Source organism: Streptomyces sp. NPDC046859, from assembly GCF_040645135.1.
Classification (GTDB): Bacteria; Actinomycetota; Actinomycetes; order Streptomycetales; family Streptomycetaceae; genus Streptomyces.
The window spans coordinates 39043-61261 of record NZ_JBEYXR010000007.1; the positions used below are offsets into that span (position 1 = coordinate 39043).

Annotated in this window: 18 protein-coding genes; 9 read left to right on the forward strand and 9 right to left on the reverse strand. The window is 72.1% G+C overall.

Annotation, left to right across the window (positions count from 1 at the left end; translation table 11 throughout):
* Nucleotides 1–23: 23 nt before the first annotated feature.
* Nucleotides 24–1067, forward strand: a complete 1044-nt coding sequence (locus tag ABZ899_RS12485; RefSeq protein ID WP_361344711.1) for an NlpC/P60 family protein — start codon at nucleotides 24–26, stop codon at nucleotides 1065–1067.
* Here the strand turns inward: ABZ899_RS12485 and ABZ899_RS12490 are convergent.
* From ABZ899_RS12490 to ABZ899_RS12510, 5 genes are read right to left on the reverse strand one after another with little or no spacing between them, the layout of a single operon-like run.
* Nucleotides 1054–2307 (reverse strand): styrene monooxygenase/indole monooxygenase family protein, encoded by a 1254-nt coding sequence (locus tag ABZ899_RS12490; RefSeq protein ID WP_361344713.1) that lies wholly within the window; start codon nucleotides 2305–2307, stop codon nucleotides 1054–1056. The two genes, ABZ899_RS12485 and ABZ899_RS12490, sit on opposite strands and share 14 nt — an antisense overlap.
* A 25-nt stretch (nucleotides 2308–2332) precedes the next feature.
* Nucleotides 2333–2944 carry an ATP/GTP-binding protein gene (locus ABZ899_RS12495; protein WP_062668249.1) on the reverse strand — a complete coding sequence of 204 codons (612 nt, stop codon included), beginning with the start codon at nucleotides 2942–2944 and terminating at the stop codon, nucleotides 2333–2335.
* A complete protein-coding gene (locus ABZ899_RS12500; protein ID WP_361344715.1) occupies nucleotides 2925–3344 on the reverse strand; it encodes a DUF742 domain-containing protein in 420 nt (139 codons plus the stop codon). The genes ABZ899_RS12495 and ABZ899_RS12500 overlap by 20 nt, the downstream gene beginning before the upstream one ends.
* Nucleotides 3341–3844: a roadblock/LC7 domain-containing protein gene (locus ABZ899_RS12505; protein ID WP_361344717.1), complete on the reverse strand. Its 504-nt coding sequence runs from the start codon at nucleotides 3842–3844 to the stop codon at nucleotides 3341–3343. The genes ABZ899_RS12500 and ABZ899_RS12505 overlap by 4 nt, the downstream gene beginning before the upstream one ends.
* The gene (locus ABZ899_RS12510) at nucleotides 3841–6636 is read right to left on the reverse strand and encodes a nitrate- and nitrite sensing domain-containing protein (RefSeq protein ID WP_361344719.1); all 2796 of its coding nucleotides are present in this window, start codon (nucleotides 6634–6636) and stop codon (nucleotides 3841–3843) included. The genes ABZ899_RS12505 and ABZ899_RS12510 overlap by 4 nt, the downstream gene beginning before the upstream one ends.
* Nucleotides 6637–7052: 416 nt before the next feature.
* Between ABZ899_RS12510 and ABZ899_RS12515 the strand changes: the two genes are divergently transcribed.
* Entirely contained in the window at nucleotides 7053–7823 is a 771-nt protein-coding gene (locus ABZ899_RS12515) for a protein phosphatase 2C domain-containing protein (protein ID WP_361344721.1), read from the forward strand.
* 23 nt (nucleotides 7824–7846) lie between these two features.
* On the opposite strand, the gene ABZ899_RS12520 is transcribed toward ABZ899_RS12515, so the two are convergent.
* Nucleotides 7847–8281 carry a MarR family transcriptional regulator gene (locus ABZ899_RS12520; protein ID WP_361345221.1) on the reverse strand — a complete coding sequence of 145 codons (435 nt, stop codon included), beginning with the start codon at nucleotides 8279–8281 and terminating at the stop codon, nucleotides 7847–7849.
* A 284-nt stretch (nucleotides 8282–8565) separates the two neighbouring features.
* Here ABZ899_RS12520 and ABZ899_RS12525 point away from each other — a divergent pair, with 284 nt between their 5' ends.
* Nucleotides 8566–9411: a lysozyme gene (locus tag ABZ899_RS12525; protein WP_361344723.1), complete on the forward strand. Its 846-nt coding sequence runs from the start codon at nucleotides 8566–8568 to the stop codon at nucleotides 9409–9411.
* A gap of 70 nt (nucleotides 9412–9481) precedes the next feature.
* Here ABZ899_RS12525 and lon read toward each other — a convergent pair whose 3' ends face one another.
* Nucleotides 9482–11896, reverse strand: a complete 2415-nt coding sequence (gene lon / locus ABZ899_RS12530) for an endopeptidase La (protein WP_361344724.1) — start codon at nucleotides 11894–11896, stop codon at nucleotides 9482–9484.
* Nucleotides 11897–12034: 138 nt separating this feature from the next.
* On the opposite strand from lon, the gene ABZ899_RS12535 reads away from it, so the two are divergent.
* The 4 genes from ABZ899_RS12535 (at nucleotide 12035) to ABZ899_RS12550 (ending at nucleotide 18774) form a co-directional block, all read left to right on the forward strand.
* Nucleotides 12035–12712 carry a spermidine synthase gene (locus tag ABZ899_RS12535; RefSeq protein ID WP_361345223.1) on the forward strand — a complete coding sequence of 226 codons (678 nt, stop codon included), beginning with the start codon at nucleotides 12035–12037 and terminating at the stop codon, nucleotides 12710–12712.
* Nucleotides 12713–12844: 132 nt separating this feature from the next.
* Nucleotides 12845–13582, forward strand: coding sequence for a response regulator transcription factor (locus ABZ899_RS12540; RefSeq protein ID WP_361344726.1), 738 nt, complete (start codon nucleotides 12845–12847; stop codon nucleotides 13580–13582).
* The gene (locus ABZ899_RS12545) at nucleotides 13579–14685 is read left to right on the forward strand and encodes an ATP-binding protein (RefSeq protein WP_361344728.1); all 1107 of its coding nucleotides are present in this window, start codon (nucleotides 13579–13581) and stop codon (nucleotides 14683–14685) included. The genes ABZ899_RS12540 and ABZ899_RS12545 overlap by 4 nt, the downstream gene beginning before the upstream one ends.
* Nucleotides 14686–14976: 291 nt before the next feature.
* Nucleotides 14977–18774, forward strand: a complete 3798-nt coding sequence (locus ABZ899_RS12550) for a multifunctional oxoglutarate decarboxylase/oxoglutarate dehydrogenase thiamine pyrophosphate-binding subunit/dihydrolipoyllysine-residue succinyltransferase subunit (RefSeq protein ID WP_361344730.1) — start codon at nucleotides 14977–14979, stop codon at nucleotides 18772–18774.
* 83 nt (nucleotides 18775–18857) lie between these two features.
* Here ABZ899_RS12550 and ABZ899_RS12555 read toward each other — a convergent pair whose 3' ends face one another.
* Nucleotides 18858–19847, reverse strand: coding sequence for a hypothetical protein (locus ABZ899_RS12555; protein ID WP_361344732.1), 990 nt, complete (start codon nucleotides 19845–19847; stop codon nucleotides 18858–18860).
* A gap of 137 nt (nucleotides 19848–19984) precedes the next feature.
* Between ABZ899_RS12555 and ABZ899_RS12560 the strand changes: the two genes are divergently transcribed.
* Nucleotides 19985–20167, forward strand: a complete 183-nt coding sequence (locus tag ABZ899_RS12560; protein WP_361344734.1) for a DUF6104 family protein — start codon at nucleotides 19985–19987, stop codon at nucleotides 20165–20167.
* Between the two features lie 47 nt (nucleotides 20168–20214).
* On the opposite strand, the gene ABZ899_RS12565 is transcribed toward ABZ899_RS12560, so the two are convergent.
* Nucleotides 20215–21060: a hypothetical protein gene (locus ABZ899_RS12565; RefSeq protein ID WP_361344736.1), complete on the reverse strand. Its 846-nt coding sequence runs from the start codon at nucleotides 21058–21060 to the stop codon at nucleotides 20215–20217.
* A gap of 169 nt (nucleotides 21061–21229) precedes the next feature.
* On the opposite strand from ABZ899_RS12565, the gene ABZ899_RS12570 reads away from it, so the two are divergent.
* A complete protein-coding gene (locus ABZ899_RS12570) occupies nucleotides 21230–22219 on the forward strand; it encodes a hypothetical protein (protein WP_361344738.1) in 990 nt (329 codons plus the stop codon).

Consider the following 22219-nt stretch of genomic DNA (forward strand, 5'->3'; position numbering starts at 1 on the left):
CTGTCCGCACCGGAGGTGATGACATGTCAGGAAGGCCGCTGCGTCTGGCGTGTACCGCGGCCGTGACGGCCGCCGCGCTCCTCGCACCCGTGTCCGCCACGGCGGCCCCCGAACCCCCCGAGCGCACCACGGCCGTCCTCCTGACGGACCTTCAGCGCCTGTACCGGGAGGCGGAGCGGGCGACCGAGACGTACAACGCCACCGAGGAGAAGCTGGATCGGCAGCGCGCCGAGGTGGCCCGCCTGGACAAGGCGCTCGCCTCCGCGCGGCTGCGGCTGCACGACAGCCGCGGCGCGGCCGGCCGTCTGGCCCGCCAGCAGTACCAGAACACCACGGCGATCTCTCCGTACGTCCGGCTGCTGCTGGCCCGGGACCCGCAGCACGCCCTGGACCAGGGCCATGTCATCGGGCTGCTGGCCCGCGAGCGCGCCGAGGCCGTCGGCCGGCTGACCGGCACGGAACGGGCCGCCGACCGGCTGGCCCACCGCGCCCGCGCCGCCCTCGACCGGCAACTCGGCCTCGCCGAACGGCAGAAGAAGGACCGGGACGCCGTACGGAAGCGGCTGCGGAAGGTGGAGGAACTGCTGGCCTCCCTCACCGCCGAACAGCTCGCCGCGCTGGCCGAACTGGAGGAGAAGGGCGTCACGAAGGCCCAGAAGGACCTGCTGGCGTCCGGCACCCTCGCGCCGGACGACCACAAGCCGTCCACCCGGGCCCGGCGGGCGATCCGCTTCGCCGAGCGGCAGCTTGGCAAGCCGTACCGGTGGGGCGCCGAAGGGCCCCGGTCGTACGACTGCTCGGGGCTGACCCAGCGGGCCTGGGCGCACGCCGGTACCCGGATCCCCCGCACCAGCCAGGAGCAGTGGGCACGGCTCGAACGCGTCCCGCTGATCGAACTGCGCCCCGGTGACCTGGTGATCTACTTCCCGGACGCCACACATGTGGCGCTGTACATCGGCAAGGGCAAGGTGGTCCAGGCCCCGCGCCCCGGCGAGAAGGTCACGATCTCCCCGATCGCCTCCAACCCGGTCCTGGGCGCGGTACGGCCGGACGTCAGGAAGGCGTGACCGACGCCAGGTACGCCTCGGTCTTCTCCGGGTCGTAGAAGAAGTTCTCGAAGTCGCTCGGGTCGTTGAAGGCGTTGGCGAAGCGGTCGGCGGCCGGCTGGAGCTGGCCCGCCGCGCCGATCAGGTTCAGGATGTGCTCCGGGGGCGGGGCCAGCATGGCGTTCGTCCACTTGGTGACGTGCTGCGCGGTGGCCCAGTAGCGGTCGAAGGTGGCCCGCATCCAGGTCTCGTCGAACTCCTTGTCGCCGTGCTCCAGGATCGACGCGAGGTAGGCGGCCGCGCACTTGGACGCCGAGTTGGAGCCCTGCCCGGTGATGGGGTCGTTGGCCACGACGACGTCCGCGACGCCGAGGACCAGGCCGCCGCCGGGGAGCCGGCCGACGGGGTTGCGGACCGTCGGGGCGTACCGCCCGCTCAGCGTGCCGCCGGCGTCCGTGAGCTCCACCTTGGTGGCGCGGGCGTACTCCCACGGCACGTACCGCTCCATGAGTTCCAGGGTCAGGGAGAGGTGCTCGGCCGGGTCCTTCACGCCGCCGAAGACGTCGAGCGGCCCGCCGGGTATGCCCTCCCAGAACAGGATGTCCGCGCGCCCGGACGTCGTCAGGGTCGGCATGACGAACAGCTCGCCGACGCCGGGGACCAGGTTGCAGCGGACGGCCTCGGTGTCCGGGTGCTCGGGGCGCGGACCCATCCCGTGGACGTAGGCGACGGCCAGGGCGCGCTGGGGCTCGCTGTACGGGGAACGCTCGGCGTCCCGGCCGAACATCTGGACGAGCTCGCCCTTGCCCGCCGAGACCAGCACGAGGTCGTAGGTGCGGGAGAAGTAGTCGAGGTCGCCGACGGCCGCGCCGTGGATGACGAGCTGGCCGCCGCGCTGGGCGAAGGTCTCCATCCAGCCGGCCATCTTCACCCGCTGGTCGACGGACTGCGCGAATCCGTCGAGCCGGCCCAGCCAGTCGATCGCGCGGGCCGCCGGGCCCTCGGCCCAGGAGCCGGGGGCGGCGACCGAGACACCGAGTCCTTCGATCTTCGGGGCCTGGGACTCCCAGAAGTTCAGCTCGAGGTCGCGCTCGTGCTGGAGTGCGGTGTGGAACATGCACTGGGTGGACATGACCCGCCCGGAGCGGATCTCGTCCGCGGTCCGGTTGGACATCAGGGTGACCTCGTACCCGTGGGACTGGAGTCCGAGGGCGAGCTGGAGACCGGACTGGCCGGCCCCGACGACGAGTATCTTCCGCATGCGGGTGAGGGCTCCTAACCGCGTTTCACTCGGGGGTGACGTCGAGCGCGTGTCCCACCAGGGACAGAAGGGTCTCGATCACCGAGATCCGGCGCCTCGCGTCCATGATCATTACAGGTATGTGCGCGGGGATCGTCAACGCCTCACGCACGTCCTCCGGTTCGAACCGCTCGCTGCCGTCGAAGTGGTTGACCGCGACGACGTACGGCAGTCCGCAGCTCTCGAAGTAGTCCAGCGCGGGGAAGCAGTCCTTCAGCCGCCGGGTGTCGGCCATGACGACCGCGCCGATCGCGCCGCGCACCAGGTCGTCCCACATGAACCAGAACCGCTGCTGGCCGGGTGTGCCGAACAGGTACAGCACCAGGTCGTCGTCGAGCGTGATGCGCCCGAAGTCCATGGCCACGGTGGTGGTCGACTTGCCGGGCGTGGCGGTGAGGTCGTCGGTCTCCTCGCTCGCCTCGGTCATCAGCGCCTCGGTCTGCAGCGGCGTGATCTCGGAGACCGCGGTCACCAGCGTGGTCTTCCCGACGCCGAACCCGCCCGCCACGACTATCTTCGTGGCGATCGGGGCCCGGGTGCGGTCCGTCTGCCAGGACCTCAGGTCCTCGTCGGTGTCCTCAAAGACGACGGAGTCCACTCAGCACCCTTTCGAGCAGAGCCCGGTCCGGACGGCCGGCGCCATGACCGGTTCCGGTCCCGTACACACGGATCTTTCCCTGGTCCGCGAGGTCGCTGAGGAGCACGCGGACCACGCCGAGCGGCATCTTCAGCAGCGCGGCGATCTCGGCCACCGTACGCATCCGGCGGCACAGTTCAACGATGGCCCGCAGCTCCGGCATCACCTTGGTGCTGAGCGAGCCGTTCGTGAGCTCCTTGCGCTCCTCGGGGGCCTCCAGCGCGGCCACGAAGGTCTCCACGAGGAGGACGTGGCCGAAGCGGGTCCGGCCGCCGGTGAGCGAGTACGGCCGCACGCGGGCCGGCTTGCGGTCTCCGCCGCGCACGGGGAGCTGTGACCGGTTCCTCGGGGCGTTGCTCATCGGGTGCCCCCTGCCGACGCGGGCTCCAGGGACTTCCGCAGCTCACTGCGTAGTTCGGGGGTGAGGACATGGCCGGCCCGGCCGACGAAGAGCGCCATGTGGTAGGCGACGACGCTCATGTCGCAGTCGGCGGAGCCGTGCACACCGAGCAGCGAGCCGTCGCTGATGGACATGACGAAGAGGCTGCCCTCGTCCATCGCGACCATGGTGTGCTTCACCCCGCCGAACTCCATGAGCCTGGCCGCGCCGACGGTGAGGCTGCCGATGCCGGAGACGACCGTGGCGAGGTCGGCGGAGGAGCCGCGCGGGCCGGAGCGGTGCCCGGACCTCGCCTCGCGGGCCTCGTCGTTGCGTGCCTGGTCCGAGGAGAGGAGGAGCAGGCCGTCGGAGGAGACGACGGCGACCGACTGGATACCCGGCACCTCCTCGACCAGATTCGTCAACAACCAGTGCAGGTTGCGGGCTTCACTGCTCAGTCCGAAGGTACTGGGCGCGGTCAACTGCTTGCCTCCTCGACGGTGCCCCCCGTGGCTGCTTCGGATTCGGTGCGCGTTTCGGCGGGCGTGTCCGGTGCCTTGTTCTGTCCGGTGCGTTCGGCGATCTCCGCCTGGACGTCGCGGTAGCCGGCCTCCGCTCCCCTGCGGAAGCCGCCGAGCCGACGGCGCAGGGCCTCGGCGTCGACCGTTCCGCCACGCTGGGGCGGCGGGGCGGTCGGTGCGGTGATCTTGGGGGTGCGCTTGGGCAGGCCCTTGTCGGTGACGGGCTCCGGGTCCTCGTCCGCCTCGTCCCGGGCGCGCTCGTGGGTGTCCGGGCCGATGGCGTACGGGTCGGGCCGCTCGGGGAGCGACTCCTCGGCCGGGGCGGCGGCGGGCTCCGGGATCAGCAGCTCCATCGTCGTCTCAGACGGCGACGGCCCGGCGGGCGTGCCCGGCTCGGACGGCGACGGCTCGGCGGGCACGCCCGGCTCGGCGGCCTCGGGCTCCTCGCCGGCGGCCTCGGTCCCGGTCCCGGACCCGGACTCCGACTCGTTCCGCTGTACGGCCTTCTCGGCCAGCTCCACCAGCGGGTCGGCGTTCTTCTGCCGGGCCGGCAGGTGGTTGGAGTTGGCCTCGGCGTCGGCGCCCGGCAGGGAGAAGGTGTGGCCGCCGGTGTGGCGCGGCGCGACCGTGGGGACCGCGGCGGTGGGGGCGGCGGCCAGCAGGCCCGAGGGCAGGACCGCGACGGCCGCGACGCCGCCCTGCTTCTGCTCGCGCAGCTGGACGCGGACGCCGTGCCGGTGGGCGAGGCGGGCGACGACGTACAGGCCGAGACCCAGGCCGTCCTCGCCCTCCTGGTCGTAGGTGGCCTGCGGGTCGAACTCAGCGAGGCGGGCGTTGAGCCGGGCCAGCCGGTCGCCGGCCATGCCGATGCCCTCGTCCTGCACGGAGAGCATGACCTCGCCGCTCTCCAGCAGCCAGCCGGAGACCTCGACGGGCAGGTCCGGCGGGGAGAACGAGGTGGCGTTCTCCATGAGTTCGGCGAGCAGGTGCGAGAGGTCGTCGGCGGCGAAGCCCGCCACATGCGCGTGCGGCGGCAGCGCGGCGATCCGGACCCGCTCGTACCGCTCGATCTCGCTGACGGCGGCGCGGACGACGTCCACCAGCGGCACCGGTCCGGCGTGCTGCTGGACGTGCTCGGTGCCGGCGAGGACGAGGAGGTTCTCGCTGTGCCGCCGCATGACGGTGGCGAAGTGGTCCAGCTTGAACAGGGTGGAGAGGCGCTCGGGGTCCTGCTCGCGCTCCTCCAGGCCCTCGATCACGCCGAGCTGGCGCTCCACCAGGCCGAGGGTGCGCAGGGCCAGGTTGACGAAGGTGCCGCCGATGCTGGTGCGCAGCCGCTCCAGCTGGGCCATGGAGTCGGCGAGTTCGCCGCGCAGCTCCTCGCGGGCGTCGGCCATCTTCTGGCGCTGCCCGACCAGGTGCTTGCGGTCGGACTCCAGGGTGGTGATGCGCTCGTGCAGGACGACGGCGCGGGTGTGCAGCGCGTTGACGGAGTCGACGACCTGGGCGAACTCGTCCTTGCGGCCGGTGAACCGCACGGGTTCCTCGGCGGCCGGGTCGGTGGCACCCGCGAGCCGGGCCGAGCCGAGCCGCAGCACGGCGAGGGGGCGGGTGAGGCTGCGGGCCATGCCCGTGGCGACGCCCACGGCGAGCAGCATCAGCGCGCCGAGGATCGCGACGTGGATCTCGAGCGCGGTGACGTCGTCGTCGCGCAGCTCCTCCAGGGCCTTGGTGCGGCGGTCGTAGAGCGCCGACTCCGCGCCGCGCATCGAGTCGACGCGGGCGGACAGGGCGGCCGAGGCCCGGCGGGTGTCCGTGGCCAGGTCGCGGTCGGAGAGCGTGGGCTGGTCCGTGAGGGTGGCCAGGTACCGCTCGGCGGTGTCGACCTCGGGGCCGGTGACGGTGGAGTCGTAGGAGGCGCGCGCGGCGGGGGCGGCGGTGTCGCGGAAGCCGGCGACGGCCGCGTCGGAGCGCAGCCGGGCCTGCTGGGCGGCGGTGGTGAGCGCGTCGCGCTGCTTGGCGTCCGCGTCCGAGGCGGTCTTCCGGGTGGTGGCGACCCCGGTGAGCGGGTCGATCACGGTCTGGGTGGTGGTCGGCACGCTCAGTGCGGCGAGCAGCAGCCCGCGCGCGGCGGCGGCCTGCTGCACCGCGGTGTCCAGTTCGGCCAGCGCGTGGGCGCCGGTGCCGGCGCGCGACGGCATCTCCTCGGCCAGCCGCTCGGCGAACCGGTGCAGTTCGGTGACGGCGCCCGTGTAGGCGGCGTGCGCCTCCAGGGCGCTGCTCTTGCCGGTGAGCGCGGAGCGGCGCAGGGCGGCGACGCCCTCGAGGTCGTCGCGGAGCCCGGCGGGCGTGTCGGTGTCGGCGCGCAGCTCCTCGACCTGCCGGTCGACGCGGGCGCTGCGCTGTTCGCTGGGCGCCTTGGACTTGGGGCGGCCCGCGGCGATGTAGGAGGTGACCTCGTCGCGCTCGTCGGCGAGGGAGTGCGCGAGGGTCAGTGCGTCCTGGGTCTGCTCGGCGAGCGTCACCATGCTCTGTGTGTCGTGCAGTTGCCCGGAGGCGGCGACGACCGAGGGGACACCGGCGCCGGCGATGGCGGCGGCCACGACGGCCACGGCGACGATCAGCCGGTTCCGTACGTGGGTCGGGCGCCCCTTGCCTGCCGGGGCGGGGGCGTCGGCGGTGCCGGGGATGGGCTGGGCGCCTCCTGCGGAGGCCGTCTGCTTGCCTGAGCGACGAGGCCGCGTCTTCTGCACCGGTGCTCGCATTCCTGACTCGTGGTACCCATGGGTCCGGATGACGTGTCGTCAACTTTCGTCGACCGTACGCACACCCCTCCCCCAAGCTCGCGACTGGGTTCGCGCCCGGGGTGGCCCTCACCGGTCCCCGACCCTCCCAGTGCGGGTGGGCGACGGCCGCACATCACCTGAGCCGCCACCCGAAGGAGTGAACCCCGGAGGGGAGTTGGCGGGCAAGTTCCCGTGGCGCGTGCGGGTGCCCCGCGGGGCGGGCCAGTTGGACGTCTGCGGCGGGCGGTGGCAGGATTCGCCGCCACGCCTTGCCGGAGTGAAGCATTCTTCCCAAAACAGGCGGATGACCTGCGTCGCCGTGACGATCCGGCGTCATGCGCCCCCCTGGGGGATCTTGTGAAGGGCTCGTGCAGACTGGCCGGATGCGCACTGAGCTGGTTTCAGAGTCGGGCGATCCGGACCGCGCCAACGAGGACTTCGCGAGTGTCGCTCTGCCCGCTTCGGGGCGGGGAGGGGCCCTCGTCGTCCTGGACGGGGTGACACCGCCGAGGGGTGCGACGGGGTGCCGGCACTCCGTGCACTGGTTCACCGCGCGCCTGGGCGGGGCGCTGACCGAACTGACCGTTTCCCTCCCTGATGTTCCGCTCGCGGACGTGCTGGGCCACGCCGTCGCCCGTACCGCCGAGGCCCATGCGGGGACCTGTGACCTTTCTCACCCGCGTACGCCCCAGGCAACCGTCGCCCTCGCGCGGTGGTCCGCCGGGGCGGTGGAGTACCTCGTGCTGTCCGACTCGGTGCTCCTCGTGGAGGCCCGCGACGGCACGGTGACGGCCCTTCTGGACGACCGGCTGGCCCGGCTGCCCCGTTCGGCGCTGGCGACGGACGCCCACATCGACGCGCATCTGCGCAACAAGGAGGGCGGCTTCTTCACGGCGGCCGCCGACCCCGCGGTGGCGGCGCGCGCGGTGACGGGGACGCTGCCGCGCGGCGAGGTGCGCACCCTGGCCGCGCTGTCGGACGGGGCGGCGCGCTGGGTGGAGCGCTTCCGGCAGGGCGACTGGGGCGACTGCCTCGGCCTGGTCCGCAAGGAGGGCGCGGGCGCGCTGGTGGAGCGGGTCCGGGCGCTGGAACGCGATCACCGGGGCCGCGGCAAGCGGCACGACGACGCGACGGTCGTGTACGTGGAGCTGTGAGGGCGGGCGGGCCGCCGGGGTGCCTACTTCTCGGTGCCGCGGTTCAGCTGGTTCAGCAGCCGGGCCAGCTCGGCCACTTCCTCGCGCTCCCAGTGGGAGAGCTGCGCGACGTAGCGCGCCCGGCGGGCCTCGCGCACCTTGGCGACCCGGCGGCGCCCCTCCTCGGTGAGGTGCACCAGCCAGGCCCGGCCGTCCGCCGGGTCCGGCTCGCGGGCGACCAGCCCGAGGTCCTCCAGGGCGCGCAGCTGGCGCGACATGGTGGCCTTGCCGACGCCGATGTACGCGGCGAGTTCGGTGGCGCGCTGCCGTCCGGACTCGTCCAGACGGACCAGCAGTCCGTACGCCGCCGACTCCAGGTCCGGGTGCACCTCGCGGGCCATCTCGCCCTGCTTGGCGCGGGCCCGCCGGAAGAGAACCGTCAACTCGCGTTCCAGGTCCAGGAACTCGGGCTGGTCCATGCCACCGCGGGAGGCCCCGGGTCCGGGCGCCGTCGCGTCGCCGTTGCCGTCTTCGTGCACGTCAGCCCCTGACTCGTTTTCCCGGCCGTGAAAGTTTCCGCCAATCGGCGTCATCGCCGCAGCTCCGTCAGTATTTCGCAGGCTTAGACCAACGGCAGCCGCCAGGGCCCCTTCCACCAGGTCATTCGGCTGCCTAGCGTCGTACGGCGGAGCATCGCTGACATGCTCACGCCACACCCGTGCGCGTTCCCCACCATGCGTCACCGAGCCTTCGGAGGCACGCTATGCCCGTGCACAGACCCGAACAGCGCCACCCCCACAGCCTCTATCCGACCGGACTCCTGCTCACCCTCGCGCTCGCCCTGGCCCTGCTCGTCCTGGCCGCCCAGCCGTCGTCCGCGAGGGACGGCGGCACCGGCACCCCGCCGCGCGGCTCCGCGTACATGGGCATCGGCGTCGTGTCCCACGACGGCGCCGACGGCGCCCCCGCCGGCACCCTGGCCACCCAGACGGAGGGCGTGGACGTCTCCAGCCACCAGGGCAACGTCGCCTGGTCGACCCTGTGGTCCAGCGGGGTCAAGTGGGCCTACGTCAAGGCCACCGAGGGGACGTACTACACCAACCCCTACTTCGCCCAGCAGTACAACGGCTCCTACAACGTGGGCATGATCCGCGGCGCCTACCACTTCGCGACGCCGGACACCACCAATGGGGCGACCCAGGCCGACTACTTCGTCGACCACGGCGGCGGCTGGTCCCGTGACGGCCGCACCCTGCCCGGCGTCCTCGACATCGAGTGGAACCCGTACGGCGACGCCTGCTACGGCAAGTCCGCGAGCGCGATGGTCACCTGGATCCGCGACTTCGTGAACCGCTACAAGGCCCGCACCGGCCGCGACGCCGTCATCTACACGGCGACCAGCTGGTGGAAGCAGTGCACCGGCAACTCCGGCGCCTTCGCCACGGCCAACCCGCTGTGGATCGCCCGGTACGCGACAGCCGTGGGCGAGCTGCCGGCCGGCTGGAGCTACTACACGATGTGGCAGTACACGTCGACCGGCCCGACCGTCGGCGACCACAACCGGTTCAACGGCGCCCTCGACCGCGTCGTGGCCCTGGCCAACGGCTGACCTCCCCCGCACGGCGAAGGCCCGGGTCCCCCGAAGGGGACCCGGGCCCTGCCCTGTCCGGCGGCGTCCGTCACGCCGCCGCCGGAACCTCCCGGGCCGCGTCGCTGGTGGCCGGCGACAGGGCCAGTTCCAGGACCTGGCGGACGTCGGTCACGGCGTGGACGTCGAGCTTGTCCAGCACCTCGGCCGGGACGTCGTCCAGGTCGGGCTCGTTGCGCTTGGGGATGATCACGGTCGTGACCCCCGCGCGGTGCGCGGCGAGCAGCTTCTGCTTCACGCCGCCGATCGGCAGCACCCGGCCGGTCAGCGAGACCTCACCGGTCATCGCCACGTCCGTGCGGACCAGCCGGCCGGACAGCAGCGAGGCCAGCGCCGTCGTCATCGTGACGCCCGCGCTCGGGCCGTCCTTGGGCACCGCGCCCGCCGGGAAGTGGATGTGCACGCCCCGGTCCTTGAGGTCGGCGACGGGCAGCTCCAGCTCGGCGCCGTGCGAGCGCAGGAAGGACAGGGCGATCTGCGCGCTCTCCTTCATCACGTCACCCAGCTGGCCGGTCAGCGTCAGGCCCGCCGCGCCCGTCTCCGGGTCGGCCAGCGACGCCTCGACGAACAGGACGTCACCGCCCGCGCCGGTCACCGCGAGGCCGGTCGCCACGCCCGGCACCGCCGTACGGCGCTCGGCCGGGTCCTGGGCCGACTCGGGCACGTGGTGCGGCCGGCCGATCAGCCCGCGCAGCTCGTCCTCGGCGACGGTGAACGGCAGCTTGCGCTCGCCCAGTTCGTGCTGGGCCGCCACCTTGCGCAGCAGCCGCGCGATGGACCGCTCCAGGGTGCGCACGCCCGCCTCGCGGGTGTACTCGCCGGCGAGCTTGCGCAGCGCGCCCTCGTCGATGGTGACCTCGTCCGCGTTCAGTCCCGCCCGCTCCAGCTGGCGCGGGAGCAGGTGGTCGCGTGCGATGACGACCTTCTCGTCCTCGGTGTAGCCGTCGAGGCGGACCAGCTCCATACGGTCGAGCAGGGCCTCCGGGATGGCCTCCAGGACGTTGGCGGTGGCCAGGAACACCACGTCGGACAGGTCGAGCTCGACCTCCAGGTAGTGGTCGCGGAAGGTGTGGTTCTGCGCCGGGTCCAGGACCTCCAGGAGGGCCGCGGCCGGGTCGCCGCGGAAGTCGGAGCCGACCTTGTCGATCTCGTCGAGCAGGACCACCGGGTTCATCGACCCGGCCTCCTTGATCGCCCGCACGATCCGGCCGGGCAGCGCCCCGACGTAGGTACGGCGGTGACCGCGGATCTCGGCCTCGTCGCGCACACCGCCGAGGGCGACGCGCACGAACTTGCGGCCCATCGCGTGGGCGACGGACTCACCCAGCGAGGTCTTGCCGACGCCGGGCGGGCCGACGAGCGCCAGCACGGCACCGCCGCGCCGGCCGCCCACGACGCCCAGCCCCCGGTCGGTGCGGCGCTTGCGCACCGCCAGGTACTCGGTGATCCGCTCCTTCACGTCCTCCAGGCCAGCGTGCTCGGCGTCGAGCACGTCCTTGGCGCCCTGGATGTCGTAGGCGTCCTCGGTGCGCTCGTTCCACGGCAGCTCCAGGACGGTGTCCAGCCAGGTGCGGATCCAGGAGCCCTCGGGCGACTGGTCGCTCGAGCGCTCCAGCTTGTCGACCTCCTTGAGGGCGGCCTCGCGGACCTTCTCCGGCAGGTCGGCCGCCTCGACGCGGGCGCGGTAGTCGTCGGACTCCTCACCCTCCTGCTCGCCGTTCAGCTCGCGCAGCTCCTTGCGGACGGCCTCCAGCTGGCGGCGCAGCAGGAACTCGCGCTGCTGCTTGTCGACGCCCTCCTGGACGTCCTTGGCGATGGTCTCGGCCACGTCCTGCTCGGCGAGGTGGTCGCGCAGCTGCTGCGTGGCGAGCTTCAGCCGGGCCACCGGGTCGGCGGTCTCCAGCAGCTCGACCTTCTGCTCGGTGGTCAGGAAGGGCGAGTACCCGGAGTTGTCGGCGAGCTGCGAGACGTCGTCGATGGCCTGCACACGGTCCACGACCTGCCAGGCGCCGCGCTTGCGCAGCCAGGCGGTGGCGAGGGCCTTGTACTCCTTCACCAGCTCCGCCACCTGTCCGGGCAGCGGCTCGGGCACGCTCTGGTCGATCGGCGTGCCCTCGACCCACAGCGCCGCACCCGGCCCGGTGGTGCCCGCGCCGATGCGCACGCGGCCCCGGCCGCGGATCAGGGCACCGGGATCACCGTCGGCCAGCCGGCCGACCTGCTCGACGGTGCCGAGCACCCCGGTGCTCGCGTAGGTGCCGTCGATGCGCGGAACCAGCAGTACCCGGGGCTTGCCGGGCGTGGACCGCGCGGCGGCCTGGGCGGCCTCCACGGCGGCGCGCACGTCGGTGTCGTTCAAGTCCAGCGGGACCACCATCCCGGGCAGCACGACCTCGTCGTCGAGCGGCAGCACGGGCAGGGTGAGCGATGTGGACGTCGAAGCCATGATCTCCCCTTAGGCAGTCAAGTTGAGTTACGCCGACTCAATGCTTGACGGGGCGTGATTGTTCCCGGGCCTGTGACGCGTTCGCTGACAGCGATCGACCGGCTCCGCGGCGCCCCTCCCACCTGGCAGGATGGCCCGGTGCCCACTTCGTACGACACCCCTGTGGTCCTGGACCGTCGCGAAGGCCTCCACGGGGAGGTGGTGCTGCGGCGGCACGGCGACCTGCTCCAGATCATCGCCAACGGCTGCTTCCTGATGGACACCTCCGACGGCCGCTCCGAGCGACTGCTGGTCGACGCGGCGCTCGACGCGCTGGGCGACCGCTCACGGCCGCACATCCTGATCGGCGGGCTCGGCGTCGGGTTCTCGCTCGCACACGCCGCGGCCGATCCGCGGCCAGGGCGGATCACCGTCGCGGAGCGGGAGCGCGCGATCATCGACTGGCATCTCGGCGGACCGCTCTCCGGTCTTTCCGCGGCGGCGCTCACCGACCCGCGGACGTCGATCCTGGAGACCGATCTCGTCATCCATGTGTATGAGACATCCGCCACGTACGACGCGCTCTGCCTCGATATCGACAACGGACCCGGATGGACCGTCACCGAGGACAACGAGAGCCTGTACTCACCGGACGGACTGGCCGCCTGCGCAAGGGCGTTGACACCGGGTGGGGTACTGGCCGTATGGTCCGCGCAGCCCTCCCCGGAATTCGAAGAAACCTTGCGCAATGCCGGATTCCAGCAGGTGCGTACCGAAGAGATCCCCGTTGCCCGGGGCGTTCCGGACGTCGTGCACCTCGCCGTCCGACCTGGATAGCCCTGGCACGGTGACTCCCCGTACTCTGCTTCCCTGACGCGGATCATTCAAGCGTCAATCGCAAGCATGCGCAGGCACAGCCAGTAGGCGGAATCACCCCACGGATTCCGGAAAGCAACTTTGGGGCGGGCGATGGAGCAGACACACACCTCCCACAACGGCACGGCGGCGACCCCTGGCGCACAGCGCCGGGTCCTGGTGGTCGAGGACGATCCGACCATCGTGGACGCCATCGCGGCCCGTCTGCGCGCCGAGGGATTCCTCGTGCAGACCGCGGGAGACGGCCCGGCGGCCGTCGACACGGCCGAGGCCTGGCAGCCCGACCTGCTGATCCTCGACATCATGCTGCCCGGCTTCGACGGCCTGGAGGTCTGCCGCCGGGTCCAGGCCCAGCGTCCGGTGCCGGTGATGATGCTGACCGCGCGCGACGACGAGACCGACATGCTGGTCGGGCTCGGCGTCGGCGCCGACGACTACATGACCAAGCCGTTCTCCATGCGGGAGCTGGCGGCACGCGTGCACGTGCTGCTGCGCCGCGTCGAGCGCGCCGCCCTCGCGGCCACCACGCCGCGCTCGGGCATCCTGCGCCTCGGCGAGCTGGAGATCGACCACGCGCAGCGGCGCGTGCGTGTGCGCAGCGAGGACGTGCACCTCACGCCGACCGAGTTCGACCTGCTGGTGTGCCTGGCGAACACCCCGCGCGCGGTCCTCTCGCGCGAGCAGCTGCTCGCCGAGGTGTGGGACTGGGCGGACGCCTCCGGCACCCGGACCGTCGACAGCCACATCAAGGCCCTGCGGCGCAAGATCGGGGCCGAGCGCATCCGCACCGTGCACGGCGTGGGCTACGCCCTGGAGACGCCGGCGCCATGAGCGACGGTCCGGCCGCGCGGAGAGGCCCCGGGGAGCCCTGGGGCGGCGTTCGCCCGTTCTCGATCAAGACCAAGCTGGGCGCACTCGTCGTCATCGCGGTCCTGATCACCACCGGACTGTCGATGATCGCGGTGCGCACCCAGACGGAGCTGCGCTTCATCACGGTCTTCTCGATGATCGCCACCCTGCTCATCACGCAGTTCGTGGCGCATTCGCTCACCGCGCCGCTGGACGAGATGAACACGGTGGCCCGGTCGATCTCCCAGGGCGACTACACGCGCCGGGTCAGCGAGAGCCGGCGCGACGAGCTGGGTGACCTGGCCGAGACGATCAACCTCATGGCCGACGAGCTGGAGGCCCAGGACCAGCAGCGCAAGGAGCTCGTGGCGAACGTGTCGCACGAGCTGCGCACCCCGATCGCGGGTCTGCGGGCCGTCCTGGAGAACGTGGTCGACGGGATCGCCGAGGCCGACCCGGAGACGATGCGCACGGCGCTGAAGCAGACCGAGCGCCTCGGACGGCTCGTGGAGACGCTGCTCGACCTGTCCCGCCTGGACAACGGCGTCGTCCCGCTGCGGATGCGGCGCTTCGAGGTGTGGCCCTATCTGTCCGGGGTGCTGAAGGAGGCCAACATGGTCGCCTCCGCGCGCGCGGGCATGACCTCGGGCTCCGGGAGCCACACCCGCACCGACGTGCATCTGCACCTCGACGTGTCGCCGCCGGAGCTGACCGCGCACGCCGACCCCGAGCGCATCCACCAGGTCGTCGCCAACCTCATCGACAACGCGATCAAGCACAGCCCGCCGCACGGCCGGGTCACGGTCAAGGCGCGGCGCGGGCCGTACCCGGAGTCGCTGGAGCTGGAGGTCCTGGACGAGGGTCCGGGCATCCCGCGCTCGGACTGGCACCGGGTCTTCGAGCGGTTCAACCGGGGCGCGGTGAGCCGGCCGCACGGGCCGGGCAGCGACGGCGGCACGGGACTGGGGCTGGCGATCGCGCGCTGGGCGGTGGATCTGCACGGCGGCCGGATCGGTGTGGCCGAATCGGATCGCGGTTGCCGGATTCTTGTCACACTTCCAGGGCAGCCGTCTGTGCAAAGTTGACGTAAAGTTCGAAGCGGAGCGTCAAGATCCACACACGTCGTACCTGACAGACGCGTGTGATCAGGTACAGACCTGCGCCGTAGCCGCGTCAGGTCACGGCTGCGCCATCCCATTTGCGGGCCGCAGAAGCGGAACCACGCTTGTTTCCCGCCATTTCTGACCCCGAAACACGCTGTCCGATGTGACTTACACGACGTTGCCCATGCCCGGCCTGACCTTCCCGGCCGGGGAGGCGTAGCCTTAATTCCCGCTGTCCATCACCTTGTGAAGCGGAAGAGGGCGGTTCTCGCCGTGTCGCCACAGTCCCCCAGTAACGCATCGAGCATCTCGACCGACGCGGACCAAGCGGGCAAGAACCCCGCTGCCGCGTTCGGCGCCAATGAGTGGCTCGTCGACGAGATCTATCAGCAGTACCTCCAGGACCCGAATTCGGTAGACCGCGCCTGGTGGGACTTCTTCGCCGACTACAAGCCGGGGGCTGCCGCCGCCCCGGCTGCGGCGGGTACCGCGGCCGCGGGGGCCGCGGAGACCACCGCTCCCGCCGCCGCGCCGGTCCCGGCGCCCGCCCCGGCCGAGAAGCCGGCTGCGGCCGAGAAGCCGGCTCCGGCCAAGGCCGCCGCGCCCGCCGCTCCGGCGGCTCCGGCTGCTCCGGCGGCGAAGCCCGCCCCGGCCGCGAAGCCCGCCCAGGCGAAGAAGGCCGAGCCCGCCGCCGCCTCCGCGGACGGCCCCGAGTTCGTGACGCTGCGCGGCCCCTCCGCCGCCGTCGCGAAGAACATGAACGCCTCGCTGGAACTGCCGACCGCCACCTCGGTCCGCGCGGTCCCGGTGAAGCTGCTGTTCGACAACCGCATCGTCATCAACAACCACCTCAAGCGGGCCCGGGGCGGGAAGATCTCCTTCACGCACCTGATCGGCTACGCGATGGTGCAGGCCATCAAGGCCATGCCGTCGATGAACCACTCCTTCGCGGAGAAGGACGGCAAGCCGACCCTGGTCAAGCCGGACCACGTCAACCTCGGCCTCGCCATCGACCTGGTCAAGCCCAACGGCGACCGCCAGCTCGTCGTCGCGGCGATCAAGAAGGCCGAGACGCTGAACTTCTTCGAGTTCTGGCAGGCCTACGAGGACATCGTCCGCCGCGCCCGCGACGGCAAGCTGACGATGGACGACTTCACCGGCGTCACGGTCTCCCTGACCAACCCCGGCGGCCTCGGCACCGTGCACTCCGTGCCGCGTCTGATGCCCGGCCAGTCGGTGATCATGGGCGTCGGCTCCATGGACTACCCGGCGGAGTTCCAGGGCACCTCGCAGGACACCCTGAACAAGCTCGGCATCTCCAAGGTCATGACGCTCACGTCGACCTACGACCACCGGGTCATCCAGGGCGCCGCCTCCGGCGAGTTCCTGCGCCAGGTCGCCAACCTCCTGCTCGGCGAGAACGGCTTCTACGACGACATCTTCGAGGCCCTGCGCATCCCCTACGAGCCGGTCCGCTGGCTCAAGGACATCGACGCCAGCCACGACGACGACGTCACCAAGGCCGCCCGGGTCTTCGAGCTGATCCACTCCTACCGGGTCCGCGGCCACGTCATGGCCGACACCGACCCGCTGGAGTACCGCCAGCGCAAGCACCCCGACCTCGACATCACCGAGCACGGACTCACCCTGTGGGACCTGGAGCGCGAGTTCGCCGTCGGCGGCTTCTCCGGCAAGTCCCTGATGAAGCTGCGCGACATCCTCGGCGTGCTGCGCGACTCGTACTGCCGCACCACCGGCATCGAGTTCATGCACATCCAGGACCCCAAGCAGCGCAAGTGGATCCAGGACCGTATCGAGCGCCCGCACACCAAGCCGGAGCGCGAGGAGCAGCTGCGCATCCTGCGCCGGCTGAACGCCGCGGAGGCCTTCGAGACCTTCCTGCAGACCAAGTACGTCGGCCAGAAGCGTTTCTCACTGGAGGGCGGCGAGTCCGTCATCCCGCTGCTGGACGCGGTCATCGACTCGGCGGCCGAGTCCCGCCTGGACGAGGTCGTCATCGGCATGGCCCACCGCGGCCGGCTGAACGTCCTGGCCAACATCGTCGGCAAGTCGTACGCGCAGATCTTCCGCGAGTTCGAGGGCAACCTCGACCCGAAGTCGATGCACGGCTCCGGCGACGTGAAGTACCACCTGGGCGCCGAGGGCACCTTCACCGGCCTGGACGGCGAGCAGATCAAGGTCTCGCTCACCGCCAACCCCTCGCACCTGGAGGCGGTCGACCCGGTCCTGGAGGGCGTCGCCCGCGCCAAGCAGGACATCATCAACAAGGGCGGCACGGACTTCACCGTCCTGCCGATCGCCCTGCACGGCGACGCGGCCTTCGCGGGCCAGGGTGTCGTGGCCGAGACCCTGAACATGTCGCAGCTGCGCGGCTACCGCACCGGCGGCACCGTCCACGTGGTCATCAACAACCAGGTCGGCTTCACCGCGGCCCCCGAGTCCTCGCGCTCCTCCATGTACGCGACGGACGTGGCCCGCATGATCGAGGCCCCGATCTTCCACGTGAACGGCGACGACCCCGAGGCGGTCGTCCGTGTCGCGCGGCTCGCCTTCGAGTTCCGTCAGGCGTTCAACAAGGACGTCGTGATCGACCTCATCTGCTACCGCCGCCGCGGTCACAACGAGTCGGACAACCCGGCCTTCACCCAGCCGCTGATGTACGACCTGATCGACAAGAAGCGCTCGGTGCGCAAGCTGTACACCGAGTCCCTGATCGGTCGCGGTGACATCACCCTGGAGGAGGCCGAGCAGGCCCTGCAGGACTACCAGGGCCAGCTGGAGAAGGTCTTCACGGAGGTCCGCGAGGCCACCTCGCAGCCGTCGACGGTCGCGCCCTCGGAGCCGCAGGCCGAGTTCCCGGTCGCCGTGAACACCGCGGTGACCACGGAGGTCGTCAAGCGGATCGCCGAGTCCCAGGTCAACATCCCCGACCACATCACCGTCCACCCGCGTCTGCTGCCGCAGCTCCAGCGCCGGGCGTCGATGGTCGAGGACGGCACCATCGACTGGGGCATGGGCGAGACCCTCGCGGTCGGCTCCCTCCTGCTGGAGGGCGTCCCGGTCCGGCTGGCCGGCCAGGACTCGCAGCGCGGCACCTTCGGCCAGCGCCACGCGGTGATCATCGACCGCGAGACGGGCGAGGAGTACACGCCGCTGCAGTACCTCTCCGAGGACCAGGCGCGGCTGAACGTCTACAACTCCCTGCTCTCCGAGTACGCGGCGATGGGCTTCGAGTACGGCTACTCGCTGGCCCGCCCCGAGGCGCTCGTGATGTGGGAGGCGCAGTTCGGCGACTTCGTCAACGGCGCCCAGACGGTCGTGGACGAGTTCATCTCCTCGGCCGAGCAGAAGTGGGCCCAGACGTCCGGCGTCGTCCTGCTCCTGCCGCACGGCTACGAAGGCCAGGGCCCGGACCACTCCTCGGCCCGCCCGGAGCGCTTCCTCCAGATGTGCGCGCAGAACAACATGACGGTCGCCATGCCGACGTCGCCGTCGAACTACTTCCACCTCCTGCGGTGGCAGGTGCACAACCCGCACCACAAGCCGCTGGTCGTCTTCACCCCGAAGTCGATGCTGCGCCTGAAGGCCGCCGCGTCGAAGGCGGAGGAGTTCACCACCGGCCAGTTCCGGCCGGTCATCGGCGACGCGTCGGTCGACCCGGCCGCCGTCAAGAAGGTCGTCTTCTGCGCCGGCAAGGTCTACTACGACCTGGAGGCCGAGCGGAAGAAGCGCGGCGTCACGGACACGGCGATCATCCGTATCGAGCGCCTGTACCCGCTGCCGGGTGCCGAGCTCCAGGCGGAGATCAAGAAGTACCCGAACGCCGAGAAGTACCTGTGGGCCCAGGAGGAGCCGGCGAACCAGGGTGCGTGGCCGTTCATCGCGCTCAACCTGATCGACCACCTGGACCTCGCGGTCGGCGCCGACGTCCCGCACGGCGAGCGCCTGCGCCGCATCTCGCGTCCGCACTCCTCGTCCCCGGCCGTCGGTTCCGCCAAGCGGCACCAGGCCGAGCAGGAGCAGCTGGTGCGTGAGGTGTTCGAGGCCTGATCCCGCGGATCTCCGTAGGAGAGCCCCGTCCGGAAGGCCCGGCTCCGCGTCCCACCGACTCGGAGCCGGGCCTTCCGGCGTTCCTAGCTCAGGGCGGCGAGGAGATGGGCCAGGGCCCGTACGGTCGACCGGATCTCCAGCAGGTACGAGGTCGCGCCGGACGGGCGCCGGGCCGGCTCCGGCGCCCGCGACGGTTCGATGCCGACCGTGTCCACCTCCACGGCGAAGGGCAGCTGGAGCATCCGTACGGCGGTGGCGTGCTGGGCGGGGACGTGGAGCGCGGTCGTCACCAGCAGCAGCCGCTCCCCGGGCACCGGTTCGGCGATCCGCTCGGCGAAGAAGGCGTAGCTGTCCGCGGTGTCCGCGCGGCGCCGCTCCGGCTCGCTCGACGGGGCGGCGACCACCCGGACGGGCAGTCGGCCGGGCGTGCGGTAGGTGCGTACGGCCCAGGTGCCGCCGGGCAGTTCGGAGTGCTCACCCGCCACGGACTCCGGCGTCTGCAGGCCGAAGGCGCGGCGTGTGCCGAAGTCCAGCGCCTCGTACTCCTCACCGAGTTCGGGTGCCCCGGCGAGCGCCGCGAGCTCGAACTCGTCGCCCAGGAAAGGGCGGTGGCCGCCGAGAGCGGTGACGGAGCCGGCCGTCACCCGCCCGGTGCGGATCAGTTGGGCGGCATACGCCGTGCGTGCCAGGCAGGCCCGGATGAGGCCGCCCAGCACCAGGACGTGCTCGTAGTGGCCGTAGCGCAGGCGGGTTCCGCCGCACAGGCCGAGCGCCTCGGCCGCGGCCCGTACGAGCTGCTGCTGCTCGGGCCGCACGGGCAGGTCGTCGGCCAGGTTGCGCTCCCTGCCCCGCCGGGTGTCCCAGCGCCGGGTGAACACGTCGAGCCGGGCCAGCCGCTCCGCGGCGTCGCCCTTCCCGGCCGCGAGGTCGCGGGCCAGCTCGTGGTCCTGGTCGGTGCGGGCGAACGCCTCGACCAGCGCGCGCACCGGCGGGGAGGCCAGCCAGAACTCGATGTCCGCGGCCGGGTCGACTCCCGTGCCGACGAGGGGGACCGGTTCGAAGTGGGTACTCATGTCGTTCCGTCTCCGTCGGGGTGGGTCTACCGCGCGCCGTCCCGAGAACTGCCGGGAGGGGGGCGGGGTCACGGAGCCGGCCGGGGGCGGCCCCGGCCCGGCACGCAGCCGTGGCGGACAGGACATATCCTCGCTGCATGTACTTCACCGACCGAGGCATCGAAGAGCTGGAGAAGCGGCGTGGCGAGGAGGAGATCACCTTCGAGTGGCTGGCCGAGCAGCTGCGCACCTTCGTCGATCTGAACCCCGACTTCGAGGTACCGGTGGAGCGGCTGGCGACGTGGCTGGCCCGGCTGGACGAGCAGGACGACGACATCTGACCAGGGACGGCGCCCCCGGGGCGGTGCCCCGCTGAGGGCGCGGGCGTTCAGTCGAGCGGCCGGACCGGCGCGCAGGCCAGGCCGAGCGTGCCGTGGGCCAGCAGCAGCGCGCCCGCCGTCGTCCAGCCGCCGCTGCGGCGGCGCAGGCCCCAGGCCGTGAGGGGCAGACCGGCCGCGATCTGGGCCAGGGAGAGCACACGGCCCCACGGTGCGGCGGCCCAGGCCGGCCAGGGGCCGGGACGGTCCTCCCGCGTCCCGCGCCGGCCCGCCCCGCCGCCCTCGGACCGGCTCACGCCCTGCTCCAGGCGGGTGTGGGGCCCCTCGCGCGCGGCGGCACGCAGCAGCTCCGCGCTGTCGCCGGGAGCGAGGCCGCCGGGCAGGTCCACGCCCGCGCGCTGGAGGACGGCGAGCAGGCCCCGCAGACGGGCGCGCGCGTCGGACGCCGGGTCGGGGCGGGTCAGTTCGTCGAGGGACTGCACGTCGAGCACCGGGTCGAGGCCGAGGCGCCCGGCGAAGGTGTGCATGGCCTCCTCCACGCCCGCCGGGGTGCCGTTGGCGAGCCACTCGTAGCCGACCGGGCGGCGGAAGCCCGAGGCGAGGGAGTACCCGGCGCGTTCGGTGTCCCACCACAGGGCGAGCACGGGCCACGGGGCGCCTACGGCGAGGGCGAGGGCCCAGCCGGAGAGGACGCGGTCGACCGGCTCGCCGGCCTCCTGCCAGGGCCTGCCCTCGGGGAGGAGGACGCTCCACCCGTCGCCGGCCGGCGCGAGCAGCATGTCCTCGCGCAGCAGGCGGGCCACGGGCGCGACGGAATCGGGTTCCGCCCGGCACAGGAGCAGGGCGCCCGGGGCCGGCTGGGCCTCGCGGGCGGACCGGGACTGTTCCGTCGACATGCCCCCACGCTAGGCCGGTTTGCCCGGTCAGCGGGATTTGTGATCACCAGAACGAGTGCCTTGACTTTCCCCGGCCGCGATATATCGTGTTTTGGAGAAGACGCGATATGGCGTGTCGTGTTCAGGTCCGGCCCGTGCGCCGCGCCCGGTCAGCCAGGAGGTCCGCACCATGCCCGAGTGGTCCGTCACGGAGCCCAGGAAACTCACCTTCGACGAGCCGGTGCGGGACCTGCACGTCCGCATCGTCAACGGCACGGTGAACGTGGTGGGCACCGAGGAGGGTTCCGCCCGTCTGGAGGTCTCCGAGCTGGAGGGCCCGCCCCTGGTGGTGAGCCAGCAGCGCGGCACCCTGACCGTCGCCTACGAGGACCTGCCCTGGAAGGGGTTCCTCAAGTGGCTGGACCGCAAGGGCTGGCGCCGCAGCGCGGTGGTCTCCCTGGCGGTGCCGGCCGGCACCCGCGTCGAGGTGGGCGTGGTCGGCGCGAGCGCGTTCGTCTCCGGGCTGCGGGGGCCGTCCATGATCAAGGGCGTCACCGGCGACACCACGCTCGTCGGCCTGTCCGGCCCGGTCCGCGCGGACACCGTCTCCGGGAACCTGGAGGCGCAGGCCGTCACCGGCGACCTGCGCTTCAACTCGGTCTCCGGCGATCTGACGGTCGTCGAGGGGGCCGGCTCGTCCGTGAAGGCCGACTCGGTCAGCGGGTCCATGATCGTCGACCTCGACCCGGAGGGCCCGACGGACGTCCGGCTGACCAGTGTCTCCGGCGAGATCGCCATACGGCTGCCCGCCCCGGCGGACGCGGACGTCGAGGCCAACACGGCGAGCGGCACCATCTCCAACGCCTTCGACGACCTGCGGGTGCACGGCCAGTGGGGTGCCCACAAGATCACCGGACGGCTGGGCGCCGGCACCGGCAAGCTCCGGGCGACGACGGTCTCCGGTTCGATCGCCCTGCTGCGCCGCCCGCCACGGGAGGAGGAGCCCTGGGAGGGACGGACCGGCGGGGAGCCGGGCTCCACCCCGGGTGCGGCGCCCGGCCCCGTGGACGGCCCCGCGGGCGGGGCGGGGGACAATCCCCCCTCCGGCCCGGGCGGCGTCCCGTCCGACACCCCCCCACCCCGCCCGGCCGACGGCACGACCGACAAGAAGGTGCTCTGA

Coding starts and splice junctions, on each gene's coding strand:
- ABZ899_RS12485 (WP_361344711.1), top strand. CDS start 24: ATGTCAGGAAGGCCGCTGCGTCTGGCGTGTACCGCGGCCGTGACGGCC.
- lon (WP_361344724.1), bottom strand. CDS start 11,896: ATGGCTTCGACGTCCACATCGCTCACCCTGCCCGTGCTGCCGCTCGAC.
- ABZ899_RS12515 (WP_361344721.1), top strand. CDS start 7,053: ATGCGCACTGAGCTGGTTTCAGAGTCGGGCGATCCGGACCGCGCCAAC.
- ABZ899_RS12520 (WP_361345221.1), bottom strand. CDS start 8,281: ATGGACCAGCCCGAGTTCCTGGACCTGGAACGCGAGTTGACGGTTCTC.
- ABZ899_RS12525 (WP_361344723.1), top strand. CDS start 8,566: ATGCCCGTGCACAGACCCGAACAGCGCCACCCCCACAGCCTCTATCCG.
- ABZ899_RS12500 (WP_361344715.1), bottom strand. CDS start 3,344: ATGAGCAACGCCCCGAGGAACCGGTCACAGCTCCCCGTGCGCGGCGGA.
- ABZ899_RS12560 (WP_361344734.1), top strand. CDS start 19,985: ATGTACTTCACCGACCGAGGCATCGAAGAGCTGGAGAAGCGGCGTGGC.
- ABZ899_RS12565 (WP_361344736.1), bottom strand. CDS start 21,060: ATGTCGACGGAACAGTCCCGGTCCGCCCGCGAGGCCCAGCCGGCCCCG.
- ABZ899_RS12570 (WP_361344738.1), top strand. CDS start 21,230: ATGCCCGAGTGGTCCGTCACGGAGCCCAGGAAACTCACCTTCGACGAG.
- ABZ899_RS12490 (WP_361344713.1), bottom strand. CDS start 2,307: ATGCGGAAGATACTCGTCGTCGGGGCCGGCCAGTCCGGTCTCCAGCTC.
- ABZ899_RS12545 (WP_361344728.1), top strand. CDS start 13,579: ATGAGCGACGGTCCGGCCGCGCGGAGAGGCCCCGGGGAGCCCTGGGGC.
- ABZ899_RS12540 (WP_361344726.1), top strand. CDS start 12,845: ATGGAGCAGACACACACCTCCCACAACGGCACGGCGGCGACCCCTGGC.
- ABZ899_RS12555 (WP_361344732.1), bottom strand. CDS start 19,847: ATGAGTACCCACTTCGAACCGGTCCCCCTCGTCGGCACGGGAGTCGAC.